The following is a 24,970-nucleotide window of genomic DNA, read 5'->3' on the forward strand; positions in this document are numbered from 1 at the left end:
ACGGGGCGACCTGCGCCCAGGGGCGAGGCGACGCCCGTCGACGTCGATGGCGGAGACAATAGATTCGAGTGCCAGGCACGACCATCGCGCTACAGTTCCGAGCACATCGGACAGAATTGTCCGCAATCGAGGTGTGACGCATGGACAGCCTGGGCTCGCTCAATGCCTTCGTACAGGCCGCTGACGCGCGCAGCTTCACGCTCGCGGGGCGGCAGTTGGGGGTGTCGTCTTCGGCGATTGGAAAGGCCGTCGCGCGACTGGAGGAGCGGCTGGGCGTGCGCCTCTTCCACCGCTCCACTCGCACCATCACCCTGACGCCGGAGGGCTCGCTCTTCCTGGAGCGCTGCCGCCGCATCTTCTGTGAAATCGAGGCCGCGGAGCTGGAGCTGGCGCAGACCCAGGGCGCGCCGCGAGGCAGGCTGCGCGTCAGCATGCCCATCGTCGGCATGCTGATGATGCCCACGCTGAGCGCCTTCATGCGTGCGTATCCCGATATCGAATTGGACCTCGACTTCTCGGACCGGCTCGTCGACGTGATTGAGGAGGGCTTCGACGGTGTGGTGCGAGCGGGCGAGGTGAGCGACTCCCGGCTGATGGCGCGCGTGCTGGGCACCTTCCGGCTCACGCTCGTCGGCTCGCCGGACTATCTGGCGCGGAGGGGCACGCCGCGAAAGCCCGAGGACCTGAAGTCCCACGCGTGCCTGCACCACCGCTTCGCGACCAACGGCAAGCTGGAGCGCTGGCCCCTGCGACGAGGGCGCAAGGAGCTGGAGCTGCCAACGACTGCGGCCGTGAACACCATCGAGCCGCTCATCTTCATGGCCGAACAGGGGCTTGGCATCACCTGCCTCCCGGACTTCGCCATCCGTCGGCAGCTCGCGGACGGTTCGCTCGTGACGGTGCTGGAGCAGCACAGCCAGCACCAGGGCACCTTCCGGATGCTGTGGCCATCCAGTCGCTATCTGTCGCCCAAGCTGCGGGTCTTCGTCGACTTCATGGCGAAGCACCTCTTCGCCGGCAGCCGCTAGACTGGCTCGACATGCTCACCGATCCCAGCCGACGTACGCACAGGCTCCGAATGCGCGGGAGTCCGTCGCATGGGAATGCAACGCGTCAGGAGATTCAGAGGGCTGTCCTTTTGACCCCAGGAGGAAATCAGCCGTCGGATGCCTCTAGAGTGGCAGGCATGAACTGTCTGAGTCTTCGCGCAGCACTGTCATGGATGGCCGCCGCCCTGCTCCTCACCGCGTGTGGAGGCAGGGACGCCACGGGAGAATGTCGAGGCAACCACCTGGGCGTGTCCGTGAACTGGCCCATCGATGCCGAAGCCTCCGTTGTGGTGGACCTCACCACGGGCACCACGGTGTTCTTGACCTACCTCCCGCGCGGTCATGCGGGCCTGAAGACCTTTGGCGCGGAGATCGGCCTGGTCGATGGAGAGAGCAGCGCATCACGAACGGTGGCGCTCATCAACAGGGAGCTCCGCCTTGAACCGGAGGACAACCCGCTGGTGTTCAACTGGGAGGGCACCCGGGACACCGCGTCGGAGTCCGGGAAGGGTTTTCACGCGGAGACAGGAGTGCCGGCGAGGGGCTCCGTGACGATTGATGTGGTGGACGACGAGCACGCCGCCGGGCGCTTCGTCTACCACTATGAGAATGGCGACGAGCTGACCTGCACCTTCGACGCGCCGACGCCAGCAGCGGCCGAAGGCATCTTCGACGGTAGTGGCGACGGGGATGATGACGACTGAAGTGACTCGAAGCCAGGCGGCTTGAAGCAACGGCCGCCGACGCCACGCGATGGGCGGGGCGAGCGGTCGTCCCGGATGTCTCCAGAGGCGCGTCCTCCGCGCCTCACTCCCACGCCGACATGGGACCCAGGTTGAGGACCTGCTGGAAGCCACGCTCCTTCAGCAACTGCTCGGCGCGAGCACTGCGACCTCCACTGCGACAGTAGATGACCACGGGCTTCGCCGGAGCGCCCAGTTCCTCGAGTCGCTGGGCCAGGTCATCCACGGGGATGTTCACCGCCCCCGGCAGGTGACCGGCGGCGAACTCCTCGGGCGTGCGGACATCCACCAGCGTGGCCTCCGCGTCGACCCAACGGTGGGCTTCGTCGCGAACCGGCCGCTGCTGGCTCGCACAAGCCCCCAGGAAAACACCCGCGAGGACGGCCGCGACGACGAGCGTGGACTTCATGGGCAAGGCTCCGAGGAATGGGGTTGCAGCGGAGGTCCTTCTCCCACGAATCGACCGACGGGCAAGCCTGCTTGAGTCCAAAGAGAGCGGGCGAGCATGTGTCTCGTTGGGTTCTCCCCACGGGCAGGGAGCGTACCCCCTGCCTCCTCGGCTGCCGTGTCACACTCGGGCAGGTCGCATCCTGAAACAGAGCGAGCGTGAATCCTCAGCTCCCTCACGGCTCGCAGGGACAGGAGGCTTCGACATGATCTTCCGCCAGCTCTTCGATTCCGAGTCCTCGACCTACACCTATCTCCTGGGAGACGAGTCGACGGGGCAGGCGGTCCTCATCGACGCTGTGCTCGAACAGGTCGAACGCGATTTGCAACTGGTGCGAGAGCTGGGCCTCACGCTGACCCACGTCTTCGACACCCACGTGCATGCCGACCACGTCACCGCCTCCGGTCATCTCCGAGAGCGAACGCGGTGCAAGGTGGTGGGTGGCGAGCAGGGCGCCACATGCGCCGACGTCCAGGTCCGCCACGGAGACCACGTGCGCGTCGGTTGGCTCGACTTCCAGGTGCTCGCGACTCCGGGCCATACGGACGACAGCGTCAGCTACCTCCTGGGAGACCGCGTCTTCACCGGAGATGCCCTGCTGATACGCGGCAACGGCCGCACCGACTTCCAGAACGGGGACCCAAGCCAGCTCTATGACAGCCTCACGCGAGTCCTCTTCAGGCTCCCGGATTCGACGCTCGTCTACCCCGCCCACGACTACAAGGGCCGCACCGTGACGAGCATCGCCGAGGAGAAGCGGCACAACCCTCGCGTGGCCGGGAAGAGCCGGGAGGAGTTCATCCACATCATGGAGCACCTCGACCTGCCCAAGCCGAAGAAGCTCGACGTGGCCGTTCCCGCCAACCGTGCCTGCGGCCTCACGCCGCCGGCACCGATGGACACGGATTCACATCTCCATTCCTAGCCGCGTGGATTCACCCCAACTGATTCAAGACCGTGGGCTCCTGAGACGTCAGCGTCCGGAGCAGGTGGCCCAGGGGTTGGGCTCACCCGTTCGGGAATGAATGGGCCAGCGCGGTGTCCAGCGAGCAGGCCCGAACCGCTCAGGCGCCAATCAGGCCCTGACCGCAGACACGCACGGTGTTGCCCGTCACACCGTACGCTCCGGGGCTGGCGAAGAAGGTGACGAGTTCGGCCACGTCACGCGGCTGGCCGCCCTGTGACAGGGAGTTGAGCCGCCGGCCCACCTCGCGCGTCATGAGGGGCATCTTGGCCACCATGGCCGTCTCGATGAAGCCCGGCGCCACCGCGTTGGCGCAGATTCCACGCGAGGCCACTGTCGGTGCGAGCGCCGCCACGTAGCCGATGAGCGCGGCCTTGGTGGTCGCGTAGTTCGCCTGACCGAAATTGCCCGACACACCGCTGATGGAGGAGAGATACACGAGGCGTCCCTCGTCCCGCAGCGCACCGGAGGAGAGCAGCGCTTCGTCAGCGGCGATGATGGCGGCGAGGTTGACGGACAGCACCTGGTCCCAGGCCTCGGGCGTCATCTTGGCGAGGGTGCGGTCGCGAGTGATTCCCGCGTTGTGCACCACGACGTCCACGCCACCATGGCGCCCTTGCAGCTCCGCCACGAGACGCGCGGGCGCGTCGGCGGCCGTGATGTCGAGCGCCAGGGCCTCGCCACCGACGCGTTTCGCCGTGGCGTCCAGCGCGTCCTGGAGCGCGGGCACATCCAGGAGCACCACGCGCGCGCCTTCCTGAGCGAGGCGCTCCGCCGTGGCCGCGCCGATGCCACGCGCGGCCCCCGTCACCAGGGCCACCTTGCCCTTGAGCGCGGCGACCATGGGCGCCGAGGACAGAGGACGCACAGTGGAAGTCACACGTGCCGCCTGCCCGGAGACATAGGTGGCCTGGACGCCGCAGAAGAAGCGCACGGGCCCGGCGAGCCGGTCCTCGGCGCCGTGGGCGACGTACACGAGATTGGCCGTGGCACCGCGCTTCCCCACTTCCTTGCCGAGACTGCGCACGAAGCCCTCTGCTCCGCGCGCCACGGCAGCCGCCGCGGGCCCCTTGGCTTCCTCGGGAAGTCCCACGAGCACCAGGACCCGCGCGTTGCGGGCGAGTCGAGGGACCAACGCATGGAAGAAGTCGTAGAGGGCACGAGCATCAGCGGGAGTGGCGAGCCCCGTGGCATCGAAGAGCGCCACATCCACTCGACTGTTCTCCTCTACCGGCAAGGCGTCCAGCACCCGCGCGCCCGCACCCGAGAGCACACCCCGAGCGGCCTCCGTCGCGAAGCCGCCGGGCGCAGCACCCAGGAGCACCACGCGGTCCACGAAGGGCTGAGCCACCCAGCCGTCCTTCGCCCGTGCCAGGGGCGGAGGGGTCGGCAGCCCTAGAGCCCGCACGAGCCCTCCCGTCACCGGGTTGTTCGCCAGCGTCATCAGCTTGTCGGCCATGAGGTCGTCGCTCCCTAGGATTCGAGGATGGCGGTGACGGCCTGACCGCCCGCCGCGCAGATGGAGATGAGGCCCTTCTTGCCGGTGCCCGCCTCGGACAGCGCCTTGGCCAGGGTACCCACGATGCGACCGCCCGTGGCGGCGAAGGGGTGTCCGGCCGCGATGGAGCTGCCCTTCACGTTGAGCCGTGCACGGTCGATGGCACCCAAGGCCCCCGAGAGCCCGAGGCGCTCGCGGCAGAAGGCGTCCGACTCCCAAGCCACCATCGTGCACAGCACCACGGAGGCGAAGGCCTCGTGAATCTCGTAGAAGTCGAAGTCCCCCAGCGCGAGCCCGCGCTTCTGGAGCATGCGCGGGACGGCGTACGCGCCGCCCATCAGCAGGCCCTCGCGTTCATCGACGAAGTCCACGGCGGCGACCTCGCCCGCCGTCAGGTACGCGAGCACGGGCAGGCCGCGAGCACGCGCCCACTCCTCGCTGGCAAGCAGCACGGCGGAGGCGCCATCGGTCAGCGGAGAGGAGTTGGCCGCGGTGATGGTGCCTTTCTCGCGGTCGAAGGCGCCCGGCAGCTTCGCCATCTTCTCCAGGGTGGTGTCCGGCCGCAGGTTGTTGTCGCGCGCGAGGCCTTGGTACGGCATCACCAGGTCGGAGAAGAACCCCGCGTCGTAGGCACGCGCGAGGTGCTGGTGGCTGGCCAGCGCGAGGGCGTCCTGGGCTTCGCGGGAGATGCCGTAACGGTCGGCCGTGCGCTGGGCGTGCTGCCCCATGGACATGCCCGTACGAGGCTCGGCGTTGACGGGGATCTCCGGCACGAAGGCGCGCGGGTCGAGCAACTTCAGGGCCGCCGCGATCTTCGCCCCCTGCGTCTTCGCGCCATTGATGGCCATGAGGGCGCGCTGCATCCGGCGACTCACCGCCACCGGAGCGTCCGACGTGGTGTCGGTGCCGCAGGCGATGCCGGCGTCGATCTGCCCGAGGGCGATCTTGTTCGCCACGAGGATGCAGGCCTCCAGGCCGGTGCCACACGCCTGCTGTACGTCATACGCGGGCGTGGCGGCGTCCAGGCCGCTGGACAGCGTGCACTCACGCACCAGGTTCCAGTCGCGCGAGTGCTTCATCACCGCGCCGCCCACCACTTCACCCAGCCGGACGCCACCCAGGCCCGTGCGCTCGACGATGCCGCGCAGGACGTCCGTCAGCATGTCCTTGTTGGAGAGCCGCGCGTACGCGGTGTTACTGCGGGCGAAGGGAGTACGGAGGGCCGCGACGATGGCGACCCGGCGAGGAGGTCCGTGGTTCATGGAGCGTTCCTATCAGCCATGCCCCGGCGAGGACACACCCGCGTACAGCCGAACTCCGAGGCCTCAAGCCATGGGCAGTTCGTTCGGCCCTGTCACGCGCTCGAACGACACTCCCAGGTTCCCGACCTGTTCCAGTGCGCTCCTGATTTCCTCCGACACGATGAACGCGGTCTTGAACTTCTTCAGCCGAAAGACATGCGCGCCCTCGGTTTTCGAGGGGTCGATTCGCAGTCCGTAGATCCAGTTGTACTCCCCTTCATATTCAGGGGGGGCATCATCCTCGTCATAGTGGTGCACCTCTCGGCACCGCGCCTCGTCTATGGCATCAACCACTTTGATTGCATTGACGACGAAGTACGGTTCGGCCACTCCCTCAATTGACACTGGAAACAGTTGGACGTCATCGGGAGCGAATGTTCTGAAGACGTTCGCTAGGGCTTCGCTGACGAGAGGCGTGGCTTCAACCCCTCCAAACACAAAAGCGCGCTTCGTACCCGGATGTGAAATCTGAGATTTGATGGGGCCAGGATCTGGAAGGACGCGCCCCTCTGTGAACAGCCAAGGCTCGTCAAACGCCTCACCAGAATCCCGTATCGGCGTCTCCAAAAGCCACTGGGGCACATCGCCAAGTCCCACCCAATAGAAGTTCCGTTCCACCCTACCCTCCTACTTCACGATGAAGCTGCGTAGTTCTGAGCCCGGTGTGAGCAAGTCATCTGCAATCTTCGCGAGTTCCTTCATCAAACTGGCCCGGCAGCTCTCCGTCGTTCGGCAGCGCGAAACAGACCGATTGAGGCGCTGAAGCACCTCATTGTGATAAAATTCGGGGTGAGGCCCCTCGTGCCCGTTGAGCCGGACCTTGTTTGCAGCGTCCTCAAGAGTCATCCCAGCCTTCTTGAAGACTTCCTCGCACCTTGGCGTCCAAGGACCTCCAGTCGTGTCGGCAATGGGGTTCTTGTTCGTGCAGATATGGTGAACCGGCCCAGCCTCATCGCCAGGAAACCGCCCTTCCCCATACATCGCCAGGGCGGCAGCAGCTCCGGGTGCCAGGGTGACATTGAGCACGCCAGCAGCAGGAAGCGCGATGGAAGTCACACCGCCACTCATCGCCGCACCGAGCTGAAATCCCGCTTCAGCCTCGGCCCGAACAACCGCCTGAGTGAAACCCGGGAGCCTGGGGCCCTGAGCCGCCATCGCGCCCCTGCCCCCCAAGGCCGTAGTGACCAGCAGCACCAGGACACGCGTACCGTTCGTCCCCAGCACCCGCCCGAACCGATGCCCGATGTCCTGCAACTCGATGACGCTCATCGCCGTCCCCGAATCATCCCATAGCTGGAGGAAGCCGCGCCCCATCTCCCAGACCGGCATGACACCGAGATAAGCCACCATCGCCGCCGTCAGCGCGACCGCGATGCCCTTGGTGATGGGCTCTGGCAGGGTGAGGGTCAGCAACACCGCCAGCGCCGCCGAGGTCAACATCGCCTTGAGCACCCCAGGGTTCAGCGACTTGCCGACCTCTGCCTCGACACTCTCCCAGACAGTGTCGAGCGCGAACGAGAGCGCCATCAACGTCCGGTCCTTGCGCGAGAATGCCAGCCCCGTTCCGCCTACCAGGGGCAAACAGTCGTCAGCATCGGGGCAGAGGCGTGGGTACAACGACCTTGGCGACTCACCGGCCCCCCAATCCACGAGCCCCTTCGAGGAGGCGAACAGCGGCCTGGACCGAACCCAGCCTCGCTCGTCCGCCTCGTCCGCTTCCCGGAACGCAACGTCCATCCGCATCTCGAGAATGAGCCGAGCGAGGGCCGCTCTGAACTCCGCTTCGCTCACCTGAACCGGGTCGACGTCCACGGACGCGTGGACGACGAGCTGACCGCCCCCCTTGTCCAGGTGGACAACCCGGGTGGTCGCACATCCGGTCGCCCAAAGGCTCACAAGAACCAGCGCGATGAACCTCATGAAATCCCCCCGCCAATGCCGTCCAGGACTCAGGAAGCGCGGCATCGTGGCTTCAGGGTTGGATTCCTAGCGTCCACCCCACCAGGTTGTCCATCCGCCAGCACAGCAGCCAGGAGACCAGGGCAGGACCCACAGGCCCCGCTCCCGCCGGCCAGCACCCGAAAAGCAAAAAGGGCCGGCCGCCAGATGGCAACCGACCCTTTTCACTGTTTTTGGAGCCGACACCCAGGCTTGAACTGGGGACCTACTGATTACGAATCAGTTGCTCTACCGCTGAGCTATGTCGGCGCAAGGCGGCGCGCTGAGTACCATCGCGTTCGAGGTGGGGCAAGGAGAAATGATGTGCCCCTTCTTTTTGATTTCGGACACCCTGGTTCGAACACCAACGAACGGCCCCGTCACCGTGACAGCCATGACACGGTGCATCCGCCCCCGGTGACACAGCGCGTTGCCATAAGTCCCCGTCATCGCTCCGCTTTTCGGGATGGCCAGAGGGCGCCTCGGCGGTTGACCCCCTGTTTCGCATATGCACATAAGGGCGCCGCTATCCCCGCGTCCCCGGCCCCCTGCGGCTGGGACCACAAGGAGCCACTTTCACCATGGCCAGCGAAGAGAACTTCATGCGCGCCCCGGCGCCCACGCCGAAGCGCACCGTCTACACCGAGGCGATGGAGATCTTCCATCGGGCGGCGGACCTCATCAAGCTGGACAAGCGCGTCCGCCTGGAGCTGGAAGAGCCCGACTACGAGCACATCTTCTACGTCACGGCGAAGCTGAAGGACCGCCTCGTCCCCCTCATCCCAGAGCGGGCCAAGACGTTCGCCGACCTGCCCGAGACGCAGGTGCGCAACAAGGAAGGCCTGGAGCTGCTCGCCAACGGCAGCATCATCCTCAACGGCCGCGCCCTGCTGGGCTCCGACGTCGCCATCCGCCAGGGCCACCTGCGCCTGCCGGACGGCAAGGTGTACCAGCTGGTCCCCGGTGAGTCGCAGCGCTTCAAGGCCTACCGCGTCCAGCACAACCAGGCCCGTGGCCCCTACAAGGGCGGCCTGCGCTACCACCGCGAGGTGTCCCTGGACCTCTTCAAGGCCCTGGCCGCGGAGATGACCTGGAAGACGGCCATCGCGGAAGTCCCGTTCGGCGGCGGCAAGGGCGGCATCCAGATCGACCCGCGTGAGTACGGCCGCGAGGAGCTGGAGGCCATCACCCTGCGCTTCATGTACCGGCTCAAGAGCCTCATCGGGCCGAACATCGACATCCCCGCCCCCGACGTGGGCACCAACCCGGAGATCATGGCCCTGCTGTACCGCCAGTTCTCCGACGGTGAGCGCGAGCGCCACAACCTGCGCGGCATCGTCACCGGCAAGGACGTGCGCATCGGCGGCTCCGAGGGCCGCGGCAAGGCCACTGGTCAGGGCGTCGCGTTCTGCATCGAGGACTACTACGCGGACCGCGGCGAGAGCGTGAAGGGCAAGACGTTCGTCCTCCAGGGCTTCGGCAACGTGGGCAGCCACGCCGCCATCATCCTGGGCGGCATGGGCGCGCGCCTGCTGGCCGTCAACGACTCCGACGGCACCATCTACAACGGTGACGGCATCGACGTGCAGGCGCTGGCCGCCTACGTCCAGGACCCGAAGAACCTCAAGCGCAGCGTGCTGGGCTTCCCCGGCGCCCAGAAGATCGAGAAGAAGGACCTCTGGGACGTCCAGGCCGACATCCTCCTGCCCGCCGCCCTGGGTGGCGAAATCACCGCCGACATCGCCGAGCGCCTCAAGGTCAAGCTCATCGCCGAGGGCGCCAACGGCCCCACCACCCCGGAAGCCGACCGCGTCCTCCAGAAGCGCGGCATCGAGATGATCCCCGACATCATCGCCAACGCCGGCGGCGTGACGGTGAGCTACTACGAGTGGATCCAGAACAAGCGCATGGAGCGCTGGAGCGAGGCCGAGGTCGACCAGCGCCTGGAGCGCGCGATGAAGCGCAACTACCGCATCATCCGCGACATCTCCCGCAACACGCCGCGCAAGACGGACATGCACGACAGCCGCGGCTACTGCGCTGGCGAGCCCGTGGACACCCGCTGCGCCGCGATGATTCTCGCGCTCAAGCGCATCGAGGCCCACTACCTCCTCGAGGGCTTCTCCCAGTAAGTCGCGGGCACGCACGCCCCTGAAACACCAAGGGCACGGCTCCTCTCTTTTCGAGGACCGTGCCCTTCGTGCGTGGTGGGTGCCTCGGAAGACGGCCGTCGCGGCCCCCTGTCACGGGAGCGTCGGGCCACCCGGGCCCTTCCGGGCCCCCACTCGAAACCTCAGTGCATCACCCGCTCGCGGTCCACCAGGAGCAGGGGCGCGTCGTCGTGCGTCTCGTACGCCACGATTCGCAGGCCCACCCCGCGGCTGCTGCCCTCGCGCCCGTCCTTGCGGCCAAACGCCAGCGCCACCTGGTAGCGGACCTCGCACAGGCACGTCATCTCCGTGCCGTCCTCACCCGCGAAGGTCACCTTCAGCTTTTCTCCGAGTCCGACCTGATCCCGGACTTCCACGAACATCCCGCGAGCGCTGATGTTGCGACCGACGCCCCTCATCATCCCGTCCTGGGTGGTGAGGTAGACGGTGAAGACCTTGTCGAAGCGCAGGTGGGTACGACGCTCTTGGGGACGCTCGAACACTGGGGGTGCCTCCCGGCAACAGGTGGTGACAGGCACACCCTACATGGTAGCCATATGTAGGCAATTTATTTACCTACATCCACCCCCACCCACCTACGAGAAGGCATCCCCAGGAGTTTCCGGGACATGGCACCATCCGGCCTCCCCCAAGCCCTGGAGTTCCTCGCCTTGAGCCGCTTTCTGGTCGCCGTCGCCGCCCTCCTCCTGCCCACCCTGGCCCTGGCCGACGTGGACGCGCGCTTCGCCAAGCTGCGCGACGACTCCGAGCCCCTGGGCGGCCTGGGGGCCTTCCTGGAGAAGTACATCGGCGCGTGTGAAGGGGCGCTGGTGGACCCGCAGTGCAAGGCCCAGGCGGAGGCGTTCCGCAAGAAGTACCAGGGCAAGCAGCTGTACATGATTGTGGTGGAGGACGACGCCAGCATGCTGTCGCCGGGCCCGTACTCCCCGGTGACGGGCGAGTACACCATCAACATCACCCCGTTCTTCCCCGGTGGCCGCTACGCCATGACTCACGGCGCCCCGAAGAAGTCGGACGGCAACGGCAACCCCGTGCTGCCCTACCTCACCGTCACCGGCACGCTGCCGGACGGGTGGAACGGCCAGATCTTCTCCCGCATGTTCTCCATGCGCGGGGTGCGCGCCCAGGTCGTCTTCACGCCGCAGGGCGTGTGGTCGCTGCCGAAGAAGGGCGGCGGGAAGAACTTCGGCGTGACGGCTCGCATCGACGGGCTCATCGTCACCGAGGGCCGCACCGGCACGCAGCTGGGCCTGTGGCTCAACGGCAAGGACGCCAACGCGAGCCGCTAGCTCGCGCGTAACAGTCCGACTCCCTCTAGCGGGCGATGGCCACGTACTGGAGGGAGTCGCCCCGCTTCACCCGCAGCAGGATGCTCGCCCCGGAGCTGCCCTTGGACAGCGCCGCGCGCACGCCGGCCGCGTCCTTCACCCGCTTGCGGTTGACCTCCGTCACCACGTCACCCACGCGAAGGCCCGCCTCGTCCGCGGGGCTGCGCGGCGTCACCGCCGACACGAGCGCCCCCGCCCAGGCCTCCTGCCCCAGCGGCGCGGCCACGTCCGGCGTCAAATCCCGCAGCGCAATCCCCAGGTCCTCGTCGCTGGAGGTGCGTTGGACCAGCCCCTCCGCCGCCTCCTGCGCGGGGCGCTCCACCAGCCTCACGGACACCTCCGCCTGTTTGGCCCCCGGGCGCAGCAGCGTCAGCTTCGCCTCCGTGCCCGGCGCCAGCAGCGCCACCTTGCGAAGCAGCTGGAGGTAGGAGCCGATGGTCCGCCCGTTCACCGCCACCAACCTGTCTCCGGCGCGGATGCCCGCGGTGTGCGCGGGGCTGCCCCGGTAGACGTCCTTCACCAGGGGCGCGCGACGCTCGCCGTTCTCCCGGTCATCGTTGACGACCACGCCCAGCCAGCCGCGCTCCAGCTTCCCGTTCTCCCGGAGGTTGGGCAGCAGGTCCTTCACCAGGTTGATGGGCACCGCGAAGCCGATGCCCTGCCCCTGGCTGATGATGGCCGTGTTCACCCCGACGACTTCGCCTTTCATGTTGAAGAGCGGGCCGCCGGAGTTGCCCGGGTTGATGAGCGCGTCCGTCTGGATGAAGTCGTCGAACTGGCCCACGCCCAGCACGCGCTCCTTGGCGGAAATCATGCCGTGCGCCACCGAGTGGTCCAGACCGAAGGGGTTGCCGATGGCCACCACCCAGTCGCCCACTTCCAGCCGGTCCGAGTCCCCCAGGTACAGGGCCGGCAGGTCCCCCATGTCGGAGCCGCTCAAGCGCAGGAGCGCCACGTCCGTGGACGCGTCCCGGCCGACGACTTCCGCGGAGAACTCGCGACCATCCGACAGGCGAACGGCAATCTTGCTCGCCCCGGACACCACGTGGCTGTTGGTGACGACGAGCCCGTCCGCCGTCAGCACGAAGCCCGAGCCCGTGGAGCGCTTCATCCCCGTCAGCCCGCTCTCCCGGGGGCTCACCGTGGTGATGTTGACGACGCCCGCCTCCACCGCGCGAATCAGCGGGGCCAGCGACGTGGGCGGCACGAAGTTGGGAAGACCTGGGTCACCCGCCGGGCGCTCGCGCCACAGCCCCATGGCGCCCGCGCGGCCCTCGCCACTGCCCTGATAGGTGAACCAGGAGGCGTGCTCACGCAGACGCGCCTGGAGCCAAGGCCCCACCGGCCCCTCCTCCGCGGCGACCGCCGTGAGAGGAGACACCACCAGGACGAGGAGAACGGACAGCAATCGAGCAGACACGGAGCGGCAGCTTATACGGCGTCGCATGGCGAGCGGCGGGAACAACCCAGGTCCCCACCGTCTTCCACGTTTTTCGAGCCAGCAGCCGTCACGCCTGGGCGGGGGCCACGTACTTGGCCACCTTCACCCGGGCCGGGCGGATGACCCGGTCCTTCAGGCGGTAGGCCGCCCGGAACTCCGCCACCACCTTCTGGTCCTCGTCCGGAGAGGTGGTGATCTCCATGTCCGTGGCCTCCGCCACGTTGGGGTCATACGTCTGGCCCACGACGGTGACGCGCTCGATGCCCATGCCCTGGGCCTTCGCCAGGAGCGAGTCGCGGATCATCCGCACCCCCTGGGCGAGCGCGGAGGAGTCCTGGCCGCTCATGGAGAGCGCCCGGTCCAGCTCGTCGATGGCCTCCAGGAGGGACACGGCCACGTTGCCGCGCTCCACGTCCATCATCCGCTCGCGCTCGCGGGTGAGCCGCTGCTTGAACTCCTCGCGGTCCTTGTTCACCGCCTGGTAGGCGCGCGCCAGCTCGTCCACCCGTCGGCGGGAGGCCTCCAGGTCCGCGCGCAGGCGCTCCTTCTCCGCGTCGGCGGCCTCCGACACCACGTCATCGGCGGGGGCCCGCGCCTCGGCTTCCTCGGAACGGGCACCGGCGGCCTCTCCGGCGTCTGGGCCCGGCGGACCTCCGCCGTTGGCGTGCTGGGTTTCCTGGGTTGCGTCGGTGTGGGAGTTGCCGGACATGTCGAACCTGAAGTCGAGGTGTGAAGGCGCTCGTGCGCGGGTAGGCTTTGCTGGTCGCAACCTAACCGCGCGCGAGTGCGTGTCAACGCGAGGAGGAGCTAGTGCTCCTGTGGCGCTGGGGTCTCGGCCATGAACCCATGGTCGATCTGCCCCGTCACCTCGTCGATGATCTCCACCTGGGCGGCCCGCAGCGAGTAGTAGAGGAGCCAGCGCTCCGCCGCCGTCAAAGTCCCCGCCGGCAGTGCCTCCTCGATTTCCTGAACCGTGAGCCGCCCCTCCTTGAGCCCCTTCGCGAAGAGAGCCTTCCGGGCCATGTAGCTCTTGCCGATCCTGTTCTCCACGGCGTCGCCTCCTTTAGGTCTCAAGATAATTTCGCCCCCCGAACACCGCAGGAATGCGCGGTGGCGGGGGGCGAGGGCCAGGCCGGAGAGCAGGCGTTCGGCCGTCCGTTACGAATCCAGGGGCTTGTGCGTGTGCTGCGTCGGCGGCGGCTGCTCGTCGGTGTTGGTGTCCACCGGGTGCGCGGAGATGACCTGGCGGGCCTCGGGGTGCAAGAGCCCTCGCTGGGCCAGCACCTTGGGACCGAGGATGCTCGTCATCGTGTCCTCCTCCACCACCTCCACGGCGAGCAGCCGCGCGGCGAGGGCCTCCACCTTGTCCCGGTTGTTGGTGAGCACCTCCCGGGCGCGGTCCAACGCCTCGCTCACCAGCTTGCGGACCTCCTCGTCGATCATCCGCGCCGTCTGCTCGGAGTACGTGCGCGACTCGGGGATGCCCGCGGAGCGCAGGAAGTTGGGACCATGGTCGGCGCTCAGGGCCACGGGGCCCAGCGTGCTCATGCCGTAGTCCCGCACCATCAGCCGGGCGACCTCCGTGGCCTGACGGATGTCATTGGAGGCACCCGTGGAGATCTCTCCGATGAAGATCTCCTCCGAAGCGCGCCCGCCCATCATCCCCGCCATCTTGTCGCGCAGCTCGTCGAGCGACATGAGGTAGCGGTCCTCCAGGGGCATCGACATGGTGTAGCCGAGCGCCGCGAGTCCGCGGGGGATGATGGAGACCTTCGTCACCCGCTCGGCGTGAGGCAGCATCCAGCCCACCACCGCGTGGCCCGCCTCGTGGTGCGCGACAATCTCCTTCTCGCGCTCGTTCATCCGGCGGTTCTTCTTCTCCAGGCCGGCGACGACGCGCTCAATCGCCTCCTCGAAGTCCGCCCGCATCACCGCGTCGCGGTTGCGTCGGGCCGCGAGCAGCGCCGCCTCGTTCACCACGTTGGCCAGGTCCGCGCCGGCGAAGCCCGGCGTGCGCGAGGCGATGGTCCTCAGGTCCACGTCCGGACCCAGCTTCACGCCGCGGGCGTGAATCTCCAGCACCATCTCCCGGCCGCGCTTGTCCGGACGGTCCACCAGCACCTGACGGTCGAACCGGCCCGGCCGCATCAGCGCGCTGTCCAGGATTTCGGGACGGTTGGTCGCCGCCAGGATGATGAGGCCCGCGCGGCTGTCGAACCCGTCCATCTCCGCCAGCAGCTGGTTGAGCGTCTGCTCGCGCTCGTCGTGGCCACCGGCGACGCCCGAGTTGCGGCTCTTGCCGATGGCGTCCAGCTCGTCGATGAAGATGATGCAGGGCGCCTTGGCCGTGGCCTGGGCGAACAAGTCGCGAACGCGGGCCGCGCCCACGCCGACGAACATCTCCACGAACTCCGAGCCGGAGAGGCTGAAGAAGGGCACGCCCGCTTCACCCGCCACCGCTCGCGCCAGCAGCGTCTTGCCCGTGCCCGGAGGCCCCACCAGCAACACGCCCTTGGGGATGCGCCCGCCCAGGCGGCGGAACTTCTCCGGCGTCTTGAGGAACTCGACGATCTCCTTGAGCTCCTCCACCGCCTCGTCCACGCCGGCCACGTCCTTGAAGCCCACGCCGGTGTCGGCCTCGGCTTGCACCTTGGCGCGCGTCTTCCCGAAGCTCATGACGCTCTGCGGACCCTGGCCGATGCCTCCGGCCACCCGCCGCATCATGAAGCTCCAGAAGAGGAAGAACAGGCCCAGGGGCAACAGCCAGATCCACAAGGCCTCCCCCAGCCCCGACTGCGGCACCGCCTCGAACTGGACGCCCTTCTGCTCCAGCAGGGGGACGAGCGACTCGTCACCCTGGACCCGGTACGCCATCCACGGCAGCGCGCTGGGCTCGCCTCGCAACGGACGCTCCCCCTGCGCGGGCGGCGGTGGCTGCGCGGTGTCCTTGAGGAACCCCTTCACCCACTCGTTGGAGATCTGGACCCGGCTGAAGTTGCCGGACTCCACCGCGTCGCGGAACTGGCTGTAGCTCACCCGGCGGACGCCCGCGTCCTGGAAGACGTTCCGGAAGAGTAGGAAGCCCAGGACGAGCAGCAGGATGTAGCCCAGCGGCGAGCCGAACTTGAATCCCTTGCCCGGCGTCCCTGGCTTCTCGGACTTCTTTCCCCGCGGGCCCATACCCGGCGGGAGCTCCTGTGGCTTCATCGTCGGCACGCTCGCCCTCCCCCTCCCCGCTCATTCGGGCCCCTTGCCCGGATGGCGTCACACTTAGCCGGGCAAAGATGTTCACCTCCGCCCGACCGTCAACCCGCTGGCGCGGCTTCCCGACACGTCTCGACTGAGGAGTCGCGAGATCAGCGACAACCCACCCGCCACAAGGGTTGACCGGTGAACTCCGTGCCGAGCAGATACCCCTGGCCGTCCGCGAAGTACGCCACCGCCTCCGCCTGGGCCTGGCTTCCGGCCGGCACCTCGACGAGCGAGCCCTTCAACAACGACTCCAGGTCCTCCGCCCCCGACTGTCGCAACTCCCACACTCGCGAGTACGTGCGCACCAGCAGGCGCTGGCCGGAGGGATGGAGCGACGCGGCCGTGGAGAGCCTGTCCAACCCCTGCGACGCCTCCAGCGTGCCCAGCTTCGTCGCCTGGATGACGGTGCCGGGCCGCAGGCCGTCCAGCGCGTACAGGTCTCCCAGCGAGCGGCGCGTCTTGGTGAGCACGCCCAGCCGTCCCGAGCGCGCGTCCAGCACCAGCGACTCCGCGTCGTGAGCGCCGTCCGGGTAGGTGAACGGCATCGGCTCCACCGCCACGGAGGCATCCGCGAGCGTCTCCGGCTCCGGGAACCGGAACAGCCGCACCTGCTCGCGCACCTCGAAGTTGTCGCCGATGTCCGCCAGGAAGACACACGTGCGGGCCTCCCCCGGCGCGCACGGCCCCACCGCCACGTCCTCGACATCACGGGGCTCGGCGCCGGTGAGCTTCAGCCGGGCCCGCACCCCGCCCGCCTCGTCGATGGCGAACACCTCGAAGTCGTTGCCGGAGTCGTTGTGCGCCCAGAACACGCCCGGATGGCGGACGCTGGCGGACAGCCCGGACAGCTCCGGCAGCACCTCCGGCACCACGCCCGTCTGCTGGGGGACGCCGTAGGCGACACAGCCCGGGACGCCCGCCGCGGGCACCTGGGCGCCGGCGTCCGGGACTTCCGATTCGGAGGGAACCGGCTTGGGGCTCGAGCAGGCGAACAGCCCCATGCCCAGCAGCAGGGCCCAGGTCCGTCGGAGCGTCACGTCAGGCGTCCAGGTCCAGCAGCTTCGCCAGCGTCTTGGCGTCCGCGTCAGGGAAGCGGTACTGCGACATCTCCTCCAACGTCACCCAGCGGTGGTCATGCACGCGCAGGTGGCGGATGTGGTGCTCCGACTCCGCCAGCTGGCAGCGGAACACCCGGAAGTCGATGTCGTAGGTGGGATACTCGTGGCGGGTGTGCATGACTTGGTCGAGCACCTCGACGGCCACGCCCATCTCCTCGGCGATCTCCCGGGCGAGGGCCACCGAGTCGCTCTCGCCCTCCTCGACGCGGCCGCCGGGGAACTCCCACAGCAGGGGAAGGGACGCGGTGGGGGGACGCTGGGTGATGAGGTAGCGTCCCTGCACGTTCTCGAGCATCGCACCGACGACTCGGACATGGCGACGGGCCATTCGCTTCTCCTGTCTCCTGGGCAGGCCAACGGGGAGGGGCGGCCTAACACAGCCCCCCGCCCGTCGCCAATCCCACGGGCCCCTCCGTCAGCGTGGGCATGGCCCGGGCAGGCGCCCAGCCCCACCCCGGTGCGCTCCTCTGTTGGACATGGGCCGGGCCCCCATCCCTCAGGGCCCTGTTCAATGTTGGAGGCCATGCTTCGGACCGGGGGCATGTGGTGAATTGGGTGACGAGCGGGCCGGATGGCGTCATGCTCGCGTCCATGAAGACGAGTCGCGCGGAAAGGGCCGAGGTGCTCGGGGCAGCACTGAAGGCCGCCCGCCAGCAGGCGGGGCTCGGCGTGGAAGTCGTGGCCGAGCGCCTGGAAATGCCCCCGGAGGTCCTCGCCAGGGTGGAGCGCGGAGTCATGGTGCCGACCATCTCCACCCTGACGCGGTTGTGCGTCATCCTGAAGTTGGATCCGGACACCCTGCCGGACCTCCCCGAGATGAGCGACTGAGCCTGCCCCGGGTGCGCGCCGGGAGGTGGCCTGCCGGCCCCACCGACGTCCCTGGAAGCGGTGGCCGTTCCCCGTGGGAGGCTTCCGTCCGCGCCGCCGAGAGGCGATGCTGCGACGGGCCGCACGCACGTCGGACTTCCCTCCCCTCGCCGCCATCGATGCGCTGTCCCTCCTGCCATCGCCGTGTGGTGGATAGCTGTCCCCTCCACCCCACGGCCGCGCTTCCGCCGCGCGCGCCTCCGGCCCTCCCGTCGGACGTTCCCGGCTACCACGTGGGCCGTGCCCTGGGCCGAGGAGGCTTCGGGCGGGTCCACGCCGCGCGCCGCGATGCGGACGGCCGGCAGGTGGCGCTCAAGGTGCTGGAGCCGCTCGCGTCGGAGCGCCTGGCACGGGAGCTGGAAGCCCTCCGCCGCATCGGTCCCCCTGTCACTCCGGAGCTGCTGGGGGAGGCGCGCACGTCCGAGGGTGAGCCCGTCATCGCGATGGAGCTCATCGAAGGCCAGACGCTGGCGCGCCTGCTGGCGGAGCTGCCAGGGCCGGGCGCCCTTCCCTGGGACGAAGCGCGAGCGGTGATGGTGGCCCTGGCCCGGGCCCTCGCGAGCGTGCATGCCGCGTCGGTGGTGCACCGGGATTTGAAGCCCGAGAACGTGATGCTCGCCGGTGAGCGACTGGTGCTCGTCGACTTCGGGCTCGCGCGCGTGGGAGCGACTCAAGACGAGGCCCCTGCCCCCACGGTGACGAGGACCGGGCAGCGATTGGGCACGCACGAGTACATGGCGCCCGAGCAGTGTCACGACGCGCGCATCATCGACGCGCGCGCGGACCTCTACAGCCTGGGCATCGTGTATTTCGAGCTGCTGTGCGGCCGGCCGCCGTTCATCGGTGAGACGGCCTCGGTGCTCCAGGCGCATGTCTCCCGCAGGCCTCCCTCGCTCGCGAAGCTGGCGCCGTCAGCCGTTCCGGATGAGGTGGAGGCGCTCGTGGCGCGCCTGCTGGCGAAGGCTCCCGAGGAGCGCTGGGCCTCGGCTTCGGACGTGGCTGATGCGCTCGAACGACTGCCGATGAATGGGCAGCACTCCAGGCTGGAGCCGCGCTCAGCGGGTGGAGGTCTCGGGAGCGACGGAGCCTCCGCGCGTCGGAGCGAGGCCAGCCCGACGGGGTCGCGAGAGGTCGCCCTGCTGGGCGTGAGGACCTCGCTCGACGTTCCCACGCTGCACGGGCACCTCTCCGGCATCGGCGCGGAGCTGGCGCGTGTGGACGCGGGGCTCGCGCTCTTCGCATTTCCACATGCGACGGACGTGGAAGCAGGCGTGCGAGTCGCGCACAAGGCCGCGGAGGTGCTCGCGAGCGTGTTGCCTCCGGGATCGGCGCGCGCGGTGCATCGAGCGCTCCTGCGGGTACGGGAGCGCGGTGGTCGACTGGTGCTGGGAGGCGCCGCGCTCGAACACGTGGAACGCTGGTGGCCGTCGTCCTCCACAACGCTGCTGCTGACCCCGGAGGCGCAAGCCCGCCTTGGGGAGCCCGAGCCCGGACGCACGCCAACTCCCGCCCAGGAGCTGGAGTCTCCGCGTGCCGTCTCTCTGCGGGGACGAGAGGGTGAGCTGAACTGGCTGCGCGACGGTGTGACGCGAATCCGTGAGCGCCGCGCGCCGCTGCTCCTCACGTTGCTGGGCGAAGAGGGCCTCGGCAAGACGCGACTGCTCACCGAGTTCCATCGAGAGCTGTTGGACGCGGGCTCGGTCTCCAGCGTGTTCGTGGAGGCCCACCGCGATGAGGCCAGCGCGACCGAGAGCGGACTGGGCAACCTGCTCACCACCGTGCTGGGAATCGCGCCCAACACACCGTCCGACGAAGCCGTGAAGCTCCTGCTCCAGGGCGCGGGCCTCACGCTCGACTTCGCCACCCTGCACCCGGCGGCACGGCGGCAGCACATCGCCCGAGCCCTCGCGTCCCGCCTGCGCCAGCTCGCGGAAGTCCGGCCCGTGGTGCTGCTCGTCGACGACGCGGAGACGTTGGACCCCACGGCGCTGGACGCGCTGGAGCTGGCCACGCTCGCGGGCGCGCAGGCTCCGCTGTGCATCGTCCTCGCGGGTCGCCATCGCCTGCTGGGACTGCGTCCCTACCTCGGCGAGCGCGCCGCCGACACCGCGCGCCGCGAGCTGACACCGCTGGAGGACGGAGCCGCGAGGGATGTGCTGCGCGAGCTTCTCCATCGCGTGGACGTGCCCGCGGAAGAGACCCTGAGGGAGCTGGTGGAGCGATGTGGGGGCTCGCCGCTCCGGCTGGTGGAGCTGGTCCGCGCGCTGCGGGCGGCGGGGGCCATCCGGACGCGCCTCGGAGGCGGTGGCTACCTCGCGGCCGAAGCGCTGGATGCGCGAAGCCTGGACGGCCCGGGCCCGGACGAGCGGATGGCGGTGCGCGGGCTCGCGGCGCTTCCGTCCGGACTGCGCTCGCTGCTCCAGGTGGCGGCGGTGCTGGGCGACGACGTGCGCTGGGAGGAGCTGTCGACCACCCTCTCCCTCCTGGAACAAGAGGAAGGCCTGGACCTCTCGCTGGACCCAGGCGTGGGACTGGAGCGTCTGGCGCGCCTCGGGATGTTGGAGGCGCGAGGCCCCCGACGCTGGCGCTTCGAGCACACCACCCTGCGCGAGGCCTTCGCCGCGCAGCTCCCCGCGCCCCTGCGTCGCCGCATCTGCGGCGCCGCGTTGACCGCCCTCCCGGATGTCCCCACGCCGCGCAGGGCCCGCTGGGCCGAGGCCGCCGGAGAGACGCTCCTCGCGCTGGAGCTTCACCATGCGATGGCGGAGACCAGTCGACGCGGGCACCGGTTGTTGGAGGCGGAGCGCCACTACTCGGCCGCGCTGTCCCTGCTCCCCAGGGAACACGACATGCGCAAGCTGGAGCTGTTGTCGGGGCGGGGCCGCGTGCGCTATCGGCTCCAGCGCATCGACGACGCGCTGGAGGACCTGCGCGAGGCCCGGCGTGTCGCCCACGCCCGTGGCTCCGTGGTGAGGGAGGCGGACCTGCTCCTGGAGGAAGCCACCGCGCTCGACTGGCGGGATGACACGGAGGACGCCATCACGCTGCAGGAGCAGGCCCTGCGGCTGCTGGGTGAGCCCGTGCCCTCCGAGCTGGCGGCGCGCCACGCGCTGGCCCGGGCCCGGGTCTTCGTGCGACGCGAGGACATCGCGGGCGCCATCACTCCACTGGAGGACGCGGTGACGCTGGCGCGCGCGACCCGCGACGAGGAGACCGAGGCCATCGCCCTGGCCATGCTCGGCGCGATGCTGGGCTGGACGGGACGACTCGAGGACTCCGAGCGGCGCTTCAACGAGGCCATCTCCCTGTGCGAGTCCACGGGCGACACGCTGCACCTGGGCGTCACGCTCAACAACCGGATGGTGCTGCACGTCCAGCGGCGCGACGTGGCGGGCGCACGTGGGGACCTGGAGCGCGCCGTCAGTCTGGGACGCGAGCTGGGCAACGTGCAGATTGAGCGGACCTCCGCCTTCAACCTCGCGGTGCTCCTGGGCTACCAGGGACACGCGGCGGAGGCGCTGCCCCTGGCGCGGCGCGCGGGAGTCCTCAGCCAGCGGTACTTTCCGCGCTCCATGGCCCAGGACGCGCTGCTGGTGGCGCGCCTGTGCTGCGAGGTGGGGGACCTGGCGGAGACAGCTCAACAGCTCACGTGGCTGGAGGAGTCGATGTCGCTCGCGGGCATGTCCCCAGCGGACCAGCTCATGGCCTCCGTGGTGCGGCGCGTGGTGGATGAAGCGCTGGGCGAACGTCCCTATGCCCGAGCCTTCTGGGAGGACCGGGTGGACTCCGCCAGGACGCGGATGACCCCGGACGAGCGGATGGAGGTCCTCGTCTGGGCCGCCCGAGCCGCCCGGGCCGCGCACGATGACGAAGCCCTGCGCGCCCGAGTCTCCGAGGTCGAGGACATCGCCCACGAGGCCCCGCTGTGGACCGAGCGCGTGCGGGTGCTCGTGACAGACGGGCTCGGGAGATAGAGGGTCCAGTGGCGGACGGTGCGGGGGCCGCTCGGGCCATTGGCCGGATGGCTCCTGGCGGGGCGCTCGTGCCAAGCAGGGAGGGGAGGCGGGAGGAGCCCGGCCCGTGCTAGCAGGAACCGTGGAGAGCGGATGGCGGAGATGAACGAGCGCAATGGCGCGGGGCCCCACGGCCAGGTCTCGCTTTACGGAGATGAGCTGGAGCCGGGGGCGCTCGTCGGTCCCTGGGTGGTGGAGGCCCGAGTCCACTCCGGCGTCACCGCATCGCTCTACCGTGCCACGCACGTGGACACGCGCACCCTCGCGGCCGTGAAGGTGGTCCGCGCCCACTTCAACCACGTGAGCGAGGTCCTCAAGCGCTTCAAGCAAGAGGCCGACACGCTCCAGGCGCTCCACCATCCGCACATCGTGCGCGTGCTCGAATACGGAGAGCTGCGCGACGGGCGCCCCTGGCTCGCCATGGAGTGGCTGGAGGGCGAGAGCCTGGACCGGTGGCTCGCGCACCGAGGGCCCTTCTCGCTCGCGGAGGCGCACACGGTGATGGAGGAACTGGGGAGCGCGCTGGCCCAGGCGCATGGCCAGGGCATCCTGCACCGGGACTTGAAGGCCCAGAACGTCATGCTCCTGCCGCGCGCGGAGGGCTTCACGGTGAAGCTGGTGGACTTCGGCATCGCCAAGGTCGCGCCCGCGGAAGGCAGCGCGGGCCTGACGAGCGCGGGCGCGGTGCTGGGCACTCCCGTGGCCATGGCGCCGGAGCAGATTCTGGGACAGGCCGTGGACGCGCGCGCGGACCTGTATGCGCTGGGAGTCCTCCTCTACCAGCTGCTCACCGGCAAGCTCCCCTTCACCGGCGAGAGCGCGGTCGAAATCGAGGAGCAGCACCTGCATGCACCTCCACCCCGGTTGGGTGAGCGCGTGCGCGTTCCTCAAGGACTGGAGGCCCTCGTCCGACGCTGCCTGGCGAAGCGGCCCGAGGAGCGCTGGCCGGATGTGGCGACGTTCCTCTCTGCACTGCGCTCCGCGCTCACGCCCGTGGACGAGGAGACGTGGGCCATGGGGCTCTACCTGGACCTGCGCTTCCCTGAATCACACGAGGACCCCTCGGACGAGTCGATGGACGCGAGGGACGAGGCCCTGGAGTGGAGCCGCGCGCTGCTGGAGTCCTCGGGCTGGACGTTGGCGATGGAAGGCGGCAATGCACTCCTCGCGTGGCGGGAGCTTCCGTCGGAGGCCTCGGCGCGGGATGGCGAGCGCGAGGTGGGTCGGAGGCTGGCCCAGCAGCTCCTCGGCGGAGCGATAGGGCTCGCGGGCGACGCGCTCGAAGCGCGCCTCTATCTCCATGCGGCGCCCAGCGAGCTCTCCACGGACTCGCAGGGGGGGCGACGCCTGGTGGGCGGCCTCCTGTCCCGGCTCGAAGGCTGGGCCACGGGGGGCACGCCCGGCGTGGTGACGGAGCGAGCCACCGACTGAGGTGGCTCAGGTCCGCAGGCCGCGTCGTCGCAGCAGGCGGTACAGGTACACGCGGTCCATGTCGGCGGCGGTCGCGGCCTGCGACACCTTGCCGCCGTGAAGTTGCATCAGCGCGTCCAGGTACTCGCGCTCGAAAATCTCCAACGCCCTGCGACGCGCCTCCGCGTAGGGCTGCTTGGGGTCCACCAGGCTGCCTAGGACGCTCTGCGTACCCACCTGCTCCGTCGTGGGCGGCATGGCGTCCTGGAACACGAGGCAGCGCTCCAGGTGGTTACGCAGCTCACGCACGTTGCCGGGCCACGCGGCGTGCTGGAGCTGGTCGATGAACTCGGGCGTGCTCAGGGCCGCGACATGGTCGGGCTCGGCGCCGAACCCGGCCAGGATGCGCTGGGCGATGAGGGGGATGTCCTCGGGACGCTCACGCAGGGAGGGAATGAGGATGCGCACCACCGCGAGCCGGAAGAACAGGTCCGGCCGGAAGCGGCCCGCATTCACCTCCGCGCGCAAGTCCCTGTGGGTCGCCGCGATGACCCGCACGTTGACGGGCTGATACGTGTTCGAGCCCAGGCGGCGAATCTCGCGCTGCTCCAGCACGCGCAAGAGCTTCGGCTGGAGCTCGGGCGGCAGCTCTCCAATTTCGTCGAGGAAGATGGTGCCACCATCGGCCTCCTCGAAGGCACCGACGCGCCGCTGGAGCGCGCCGGTGAACGCGCCCTTCTCGTGGCCGAACAGCTCGCTCTCCAGCAGGTTGCCGGGAATGGCGCCGCAGTCGACGGTGAGGAAGGGGCCGGACGCGCGAGCGCCCGCGCGATGGATGGCCAGGGCCGCGCGACTCTTCCCCGTCCCCGTCTCGCCTTCGAGCAACACCGTCGCGTCACTGGCGGACGCGCGCTCCATCAGCGCGAAGCTCGCGCGGCAGACGACGGAGGTGCCGACCAGCTCACCGAAGAAGGTGCGCTCGGAAATCTGGAGGCGATTGCTCTCGGGGCTGAAGTCGAAGCGCACGCTGACGCGGCCCAGACGCAGCACGCTGCCACCGCGCAGGTATGCCTCGCGGATGTGGACACCGTCGAGCACGGTGCCGTTGAGACTGTCCAAATCCCTCACGCGCGCGCCCTCGCGGTCGACCCGCACCTCGCAGTGGAAGCGCGAGACGGTGGGGTCCTCGATGACGAAGTCATTGAGGGCGTGCGAGCCGATGGAGAAGGTATCGGCGTTGGAGTCCTTGGTCTGCCCGGGCTGCGGGCCCTCCAGGACGGTGAAGCGGAAGCGGCGGACCGCGCCGGTGAAGCCAGGGCGGCCGGAGCCGGTGGGCCGAGTCTGCTGGGCGTCCTCGCCCTTGGAGGGGGTGCGGTCCGCCCCGGGGGGCCGCTCGGAGATGCTCATGGGCGCCCCACGCTAGCACGGT

Annotated in this window: 21 protein-coding genes and 1 tRNA gene; 8 read left to right on the forward strand and 14 right to left on the reverse strand. The window is 69.1% G+C overall.

Annotation, left to right across the window (positions count from 1 at the left end; all coding sequences use genetic code 11):
• Positions 1-140: 140 nt before the first annotated feature.
• Together LZ199_RS15490 and LZ199_RS15495 are read left to right on the forward strand one after the other, a co-directional pair.
• Positions 141-1,028: a LysR family transcriptional regulator gene (locus tag LZ199_RS15490; RefSeq protein ID WP_253994456.1), complete on the forward strand. Its 888-nt coding sequence runs from the start codon at positions 141-143 to the stop codon at positions 1,026-1,028.
• 158 nt (positions 1,029-1,186) lie between these two features.
• The gene (locus LZ199_RS15495; protein ID WP_253994457.1) at positions 1,187-1,753 is read left to right on the forward strand and encodes a hypothetical protein; all 567 of its coding nucleotides are present in this window, start codon (positions 1,187-1,189) and stop codon (positions 1,751-1,753) included.
• A gap of 103 nt (positions 1,754-1,856) precedes the next feature.
• On the opposite strand, the gene LZ199_RS15500 is transcribed toward LZ199_RS15495, so the two are convergent.
• Positions 1,857-2,201, reverse strand: a complete 345-nt coding sequence (locus LZ199_RS15500; protein ID WP_253994458.1) for a rhodanese-like domain-containing protein — start codon at positions 2,199-2,201, stop codon at positions 1,857-1,859.
• Between the two features lie 244 nt (positions 2,202-2,445).
• Between LZ199_RS15500 and LZ199_RS15505 the strand changes: the two genes are divergently transcribed.
• Positions 2,446-3,165, forward strand: coding sequence for an MBL fold metallo-hydrolase (locus LZ199_RS15505; protein WP_253994459.1), 720 nt, complete (start codon positions 2,446-2,448; stop codon positions 3,163-3,165).
• A gap of 139 nt (positions 3,166-3,304) precedes the next feature.
• Here LZ199_RS15505 and LZ199_RS15510 read toward each other — a convergent pair whose 3' ends face one another.
• The 5 genes from LZ199_RS15510 to LZ199_RS15530 all read right to left on the reverse strand — a co-directional run bounded on the left by LZ199_RS15510 (position 3,305) and on the right by LZ199_RS15530 (position 8,211).
• A complete protein-coding gene (locus LZ199_RS15510) occupies positions 3,305-4,663 on the reverse strand; it encodes a 3-oxoacyl-ACP reductase (protein WP_253994460.1) in 1,359 nt (452 codons plus the stop codon).
• Positions 4,664-4,677: 14 nt separating this feature from the next.
• Positions 4,678-5,964 (reverse strand): acetyl-CoA C-acetyltransferase, encoded by a 1,287-nt coding sequence (locus LZ199_RS15515; RefSeq protein WP_253994461.1) that lies wholly within the window; start codon positions 5,962-5,964, stop codon positions 4,678-4,680.
• A 63-nt stretch (positions 5,965-6,027) separates the two neighbouring features.
• Entirely contained in the window at positions 6,028-6,621 is a 594-nt protein-coding gene (locus tag LZ199_RS15520; protein ID WP_253994462.1) for an imm11 family protein, read from the reverse strand.
• 9 nt (positions 6,622-6,630) lie between these two features.
• Positions 6,631-7,923, reverse strand: a complete 1,293-nt coding sequence (locus tag LZ199_RS15525; protein ID WP_253994463.1) for an AHH domain-containing protein — start codon at positions 7,921-7,923, stop codon at positions 6,631-6,633.
• Positions 7,924-8,136: 213 nt separating this feature from the next.
• A tRNA-Thr gene (locus tag LZ199_RS15530) sits at positions 8,137-8,211 on the reverse strand.
• A gap of 311 nt (positions 8,212-8,522) precedes the next feature.
• Here LZ199_RS15530 and LZ199_RS15535 point away from each other — a divergent pair.
• The gene (locus tag LZ199_RS15535) at positions 8,523-10,073 is read left to right on the forward strand and encodes a Glu/Leu/Phe/Val family dehydrogenase (RefSeq protein WP_163864453.1); all 1,551 of its coding nucleotides are present in this window, start codon (positions 8,523-8,525) and stop codon (positions 10,071-10,073) included.
• A gap of 161 nt (positions 10,074-10,234) precedes the next feature.
• Here LZ199_RS15535 and LZ199_RS15540 read toward each other — a convergent pair whose 3' ends face one another.
• Positions 10,235-10,594 (reverse strand): PilZ domain-containing protein, encoded by a 360-nt coding sequence (locus tag LZ199_RS15540; protein ID WP_141643206.1) that lies wholly within the window; start codon positions 10,592-10,594, stop codon positions 10,235-10,237.
• A gap of 168 nt (positions 10,595-10,762) precedes the next feature.
• Here LZ199_RS15540 and LZ199_RS15545 point away from each other — a divergent pair, with 168 nt between their 5' ends.
• Positions 10,763-11,401, forward strand: a complete 639-nt coding sequence (locus LZ199_RS15545) for a DUF6066 family protein (protein ID WP_253994570.1) — start codon at positions 10,763-10,765, stop codon at positions 11,399-11,401.
• Positions 11,402-11,426: 25 nt separating this feature from the next.
• Here LZ199_RS15545 and LZ199_RS15550 read toward each other — a convergent pair whose 3' ends face one another.
• The 6 genes from LZ199_RS15550 to LZ199_RS15575 form a co-directional block, all read right to left on the reverse strand.
• A complete protein-coding gene (locus tag LZ199_RS15550; RefSeq protein ID WP_256569113.1) occupies positions 11,427-12,887 on the reverse strand; it encodes a trypsin-like peptidase domain-containing protein in 1,461 nt (486 codons plus the stop codon).
• A gap of 61 nt (positions 12,888-12,948) precedes the next feature.
• Positions 12,949-13,590, reverse strand: coding sequence for a nucleotide exchange factor GrpE (locus LZ199_RS15555; RefSeq protein ID WP_253994465.1), 642 nt, complete (start codon positions 13,588-13,590; stop codon positions 12,949-12,951).
• A 98-nt stretch (positions 13,591-13,688) separates the two neighbouring features.
• The gene (locus LZ199_RS15560) at positions 13,689-13,931 is read right to left on the reverse strand and encodes an RNA polymerase sigma factor region1.1 domain-containing protein (protein ID WP_253994466.1); all 243 of its coding nucleotides are present in this window, start codon (positions 13,929-13,931) and stop codon (positions 13,689-13,691) included.
• A 108-nt stretch (positions 13,932-14,039) separates the two neighbouring features.
• Complete coding sequence (ftsH, locus tag LZ199_RS15565) at positions 14,040-16,061, reverse strand: ATP-dependent zinc metalloprotease FtsH (RefSeq protein WP_253994467.1); 2,022 nt, start codon at positions 16,059-16,061, stop codon at positions 14,040-14,042.
• A 176-nt stretch (positions 16,062-16,237) separates the two neighbouring features.
• A complete protein-coding gene (locus LZ199_RS15570) occupies positions 16,238-17,134 on the reverse strand; it encodes a hypothetical protein (RefSeq protein WP_256569154.1) in 897 nt (298 codons plus the stop codon).
• 37 nt (positions 17,135-17,171) lie between these two features.
• Positions 17,172-17,579 (reverse strand): (deoxy)nucleoside triphosphate pyrophosphohydrolase, encoded by a 408-nt coding sequence (locus tag LZ199_RS15575; protein WP_253994469.1) that lies wholly within the window; start codon positions 17,577-17,579, stop codon positions 17,172-17,174.
• A gap of 251 nt (positions 17,580-17,830) precedes the next feature.
• On the opposite strand from LZ199_RS15575, the gene LZ199_RS15580 reads away from it, so the two are divergent.
• The 3 genes from LZ199_RS15580 (at position 17,831) to LZ199_RS15590 (ending at position 23,562) form a co-directional block, all read left to right on the forward strand.
• Entirely contained in the window at positions 17,831-18,079 is a 249-nt protein-coding gene (locus LZ199_RS15580) for a helix-turn-helix domain-containing protein (protein WP_253994470.1), read from the forward strand.
• A 188-nt stretch (positions 18,080-18,267) separates the two neighbouring features.
• Positions 18,268-22,092 carry a serine/threonine-protein kinase gene (locus LZ199_RS15585; protein ID WP_253994471.1) on the forward strand — a complete coding sequence of 1,275 codons (3,825 nt, stop codon included), beginning with the start codon at positions 18,268-18,270 and terminating at the stop codon, positions 22,090-22,092.
• Positions 22,093-22,224: 132 nt separating this feature from the next.
• Positions 22,225-23,562 carry a serine/threonine-protein kinase gene (locus tag LZ199_RS15590; RefSeq protein WP_253994472.1) on the forward strand — a complete coding sequence of 446 codons (1,338 nt, stop codon included), beginning with the start codon at positions 22,225-22,227 and terminating at the stop codon, positions 23,560-23,562.
• 6 nt (positions 23,563-23,568) lie between these two features.
• On the opposite strand, the gene LZ199_RS15595 is transcribed toward LZ199_RS15590, so the two are convergent.
• The gene (locus tag LZ199_RS15595) at positions 23,569-24,948 is read right to left on the reverse strand and encodes a sigma 54-interacting transcriptional regulator (RefSeq protein WP_253994473.1); all 1,380 of its coding nucleotides are present in this window, start codon (positions 24,946-24,948) and stop codon (positions 23,569-23,571) included.
• Positions 24,949-24,970: the final 22 nt, after the last annotated feature.

The organism is Myxococcus qinghaiensis, assembly GCF_024198215.1.
GTDB classification, from domain to species: Bacteria; Myxococcota; Myxococcia; order Myxococcales; family Myxococcaceae; genus Myxococcus; species Myxococcus qinghaiensis.

Bases quoted from the DNA above. Each gene is read 5' to 3' on its own strand.
- LZ199_RS15515 (WP_253994461.1), bottom strand. From the start codon at position 5,964: ATGAACCACGGACCTCCTCGCCGGGTCGCCATCGTCGCGGCCCTCCGT.
- LZ199_RS15510 (WP_253994460.1), bottom strand. From the start codon at position 4,663: ATGGCCGACAAGCTGATGACGCTGGCGAACAACCCGGTGACGGGAGGG.
- LZ199_RS15495 (WP_253994457.1), top strand. From the start codon at position 1,187: ATGAACTGTCTGAGTCTTCGCGCAGCACTGTCATGGATGGCCGCCGCC.
- LZ199_RS15595 (WP_253994473.1), bottom strand. From the start codon at position 24,948: ATGAGCATCTCCGAGCGGCCCCCCGGGGCGGACCGCACCCCCTCCAAG.
- LZ199_RS15535 (WP_163864453.1), top strand. From the start codon at position 8,523: ATGGCCAGCGAAGAGAACTTCATGCGCGCCCCGGCGCCCACGCCGAAG.
- LZ199_RS15550 (WP_256569113.1), bottom strand. From the start codon at position 12,887: ATGCGACGCCGTATAAGCTGCCGCTCCGTGTCTGCTCGATTGCTGTCC.
- LZ199_RS15505 (WP_253994459.1), top strand. From the start codon at position 2,446: ATGATCTTCCGCCAGCTCTTCGATTCCGAGTCCTCGACCTACACCTAT.
- LZ199_RS15580 (WP_253994470.1), top strand. From the start codon at position 17,831: ATGCTCGCGTCCATGAAGACGAGTCGCGCGGAAAGGGCCGAGGTGCTC.
- LZ199_RS15525 (WP_253994463.1), bottom strand. From the start codon at position 7,923: ATGAGGTTCATCGCGCTGGTTCTTGTGAGCCTTTGGGCGACCGGATGT.
- LZ199_RS15590 (WP_253994472.1), top strand. From the start codon at position 22,225: ATGGCGGAGATGAACGAGCGCAATGGCGCGGGGCCCCACGGCCAGGTC.
- LZ199_RS15555 (WP_253994465.1), bottom strand. From the start codon at position 13,590: ATGTCCGGCAACTCCCACACCGACGCAACCCAGGAAACCCAGCACGCC.
- ftsH (WP_253994467.1), bottom strand. From the start codon at position 16,061: ATGGGCCCGCGGGGAAAGAAGTCCGAGAAGCCAGGGACGCCGGGCAAG.
- LZ199_RS15570 (WP_256569154.1), bottom strand. From the start codon at position 17,134: ATGGGGCTGTTCGCCTGCTCGAGCCCCAAGCCGGTTCCCTCCGAATCG.
- LZ199_RS15500 (WP_253994458.1), bottom strand. From the start codon at position 2,201: ATGAAGTCCACGCTCGTCGTCGCGGCCGTCCTCGCGGGTGTTTTCCTG.
- LZ199_RS15490 (WP_253994456.1), top strand. From the start codon at position 141: ATGGACAGCCTGGGCTCGCTCAATGCCTTCGTACAGGCCGCTGACGCG.
- LZ199_RS15575 (WP_253994469.1), bottom strand. From the start codon at position 17,579: ATGGCCCGTCGCCATGTCCGAGTCGTCGGTGCGATGCTCGAGAACGTG.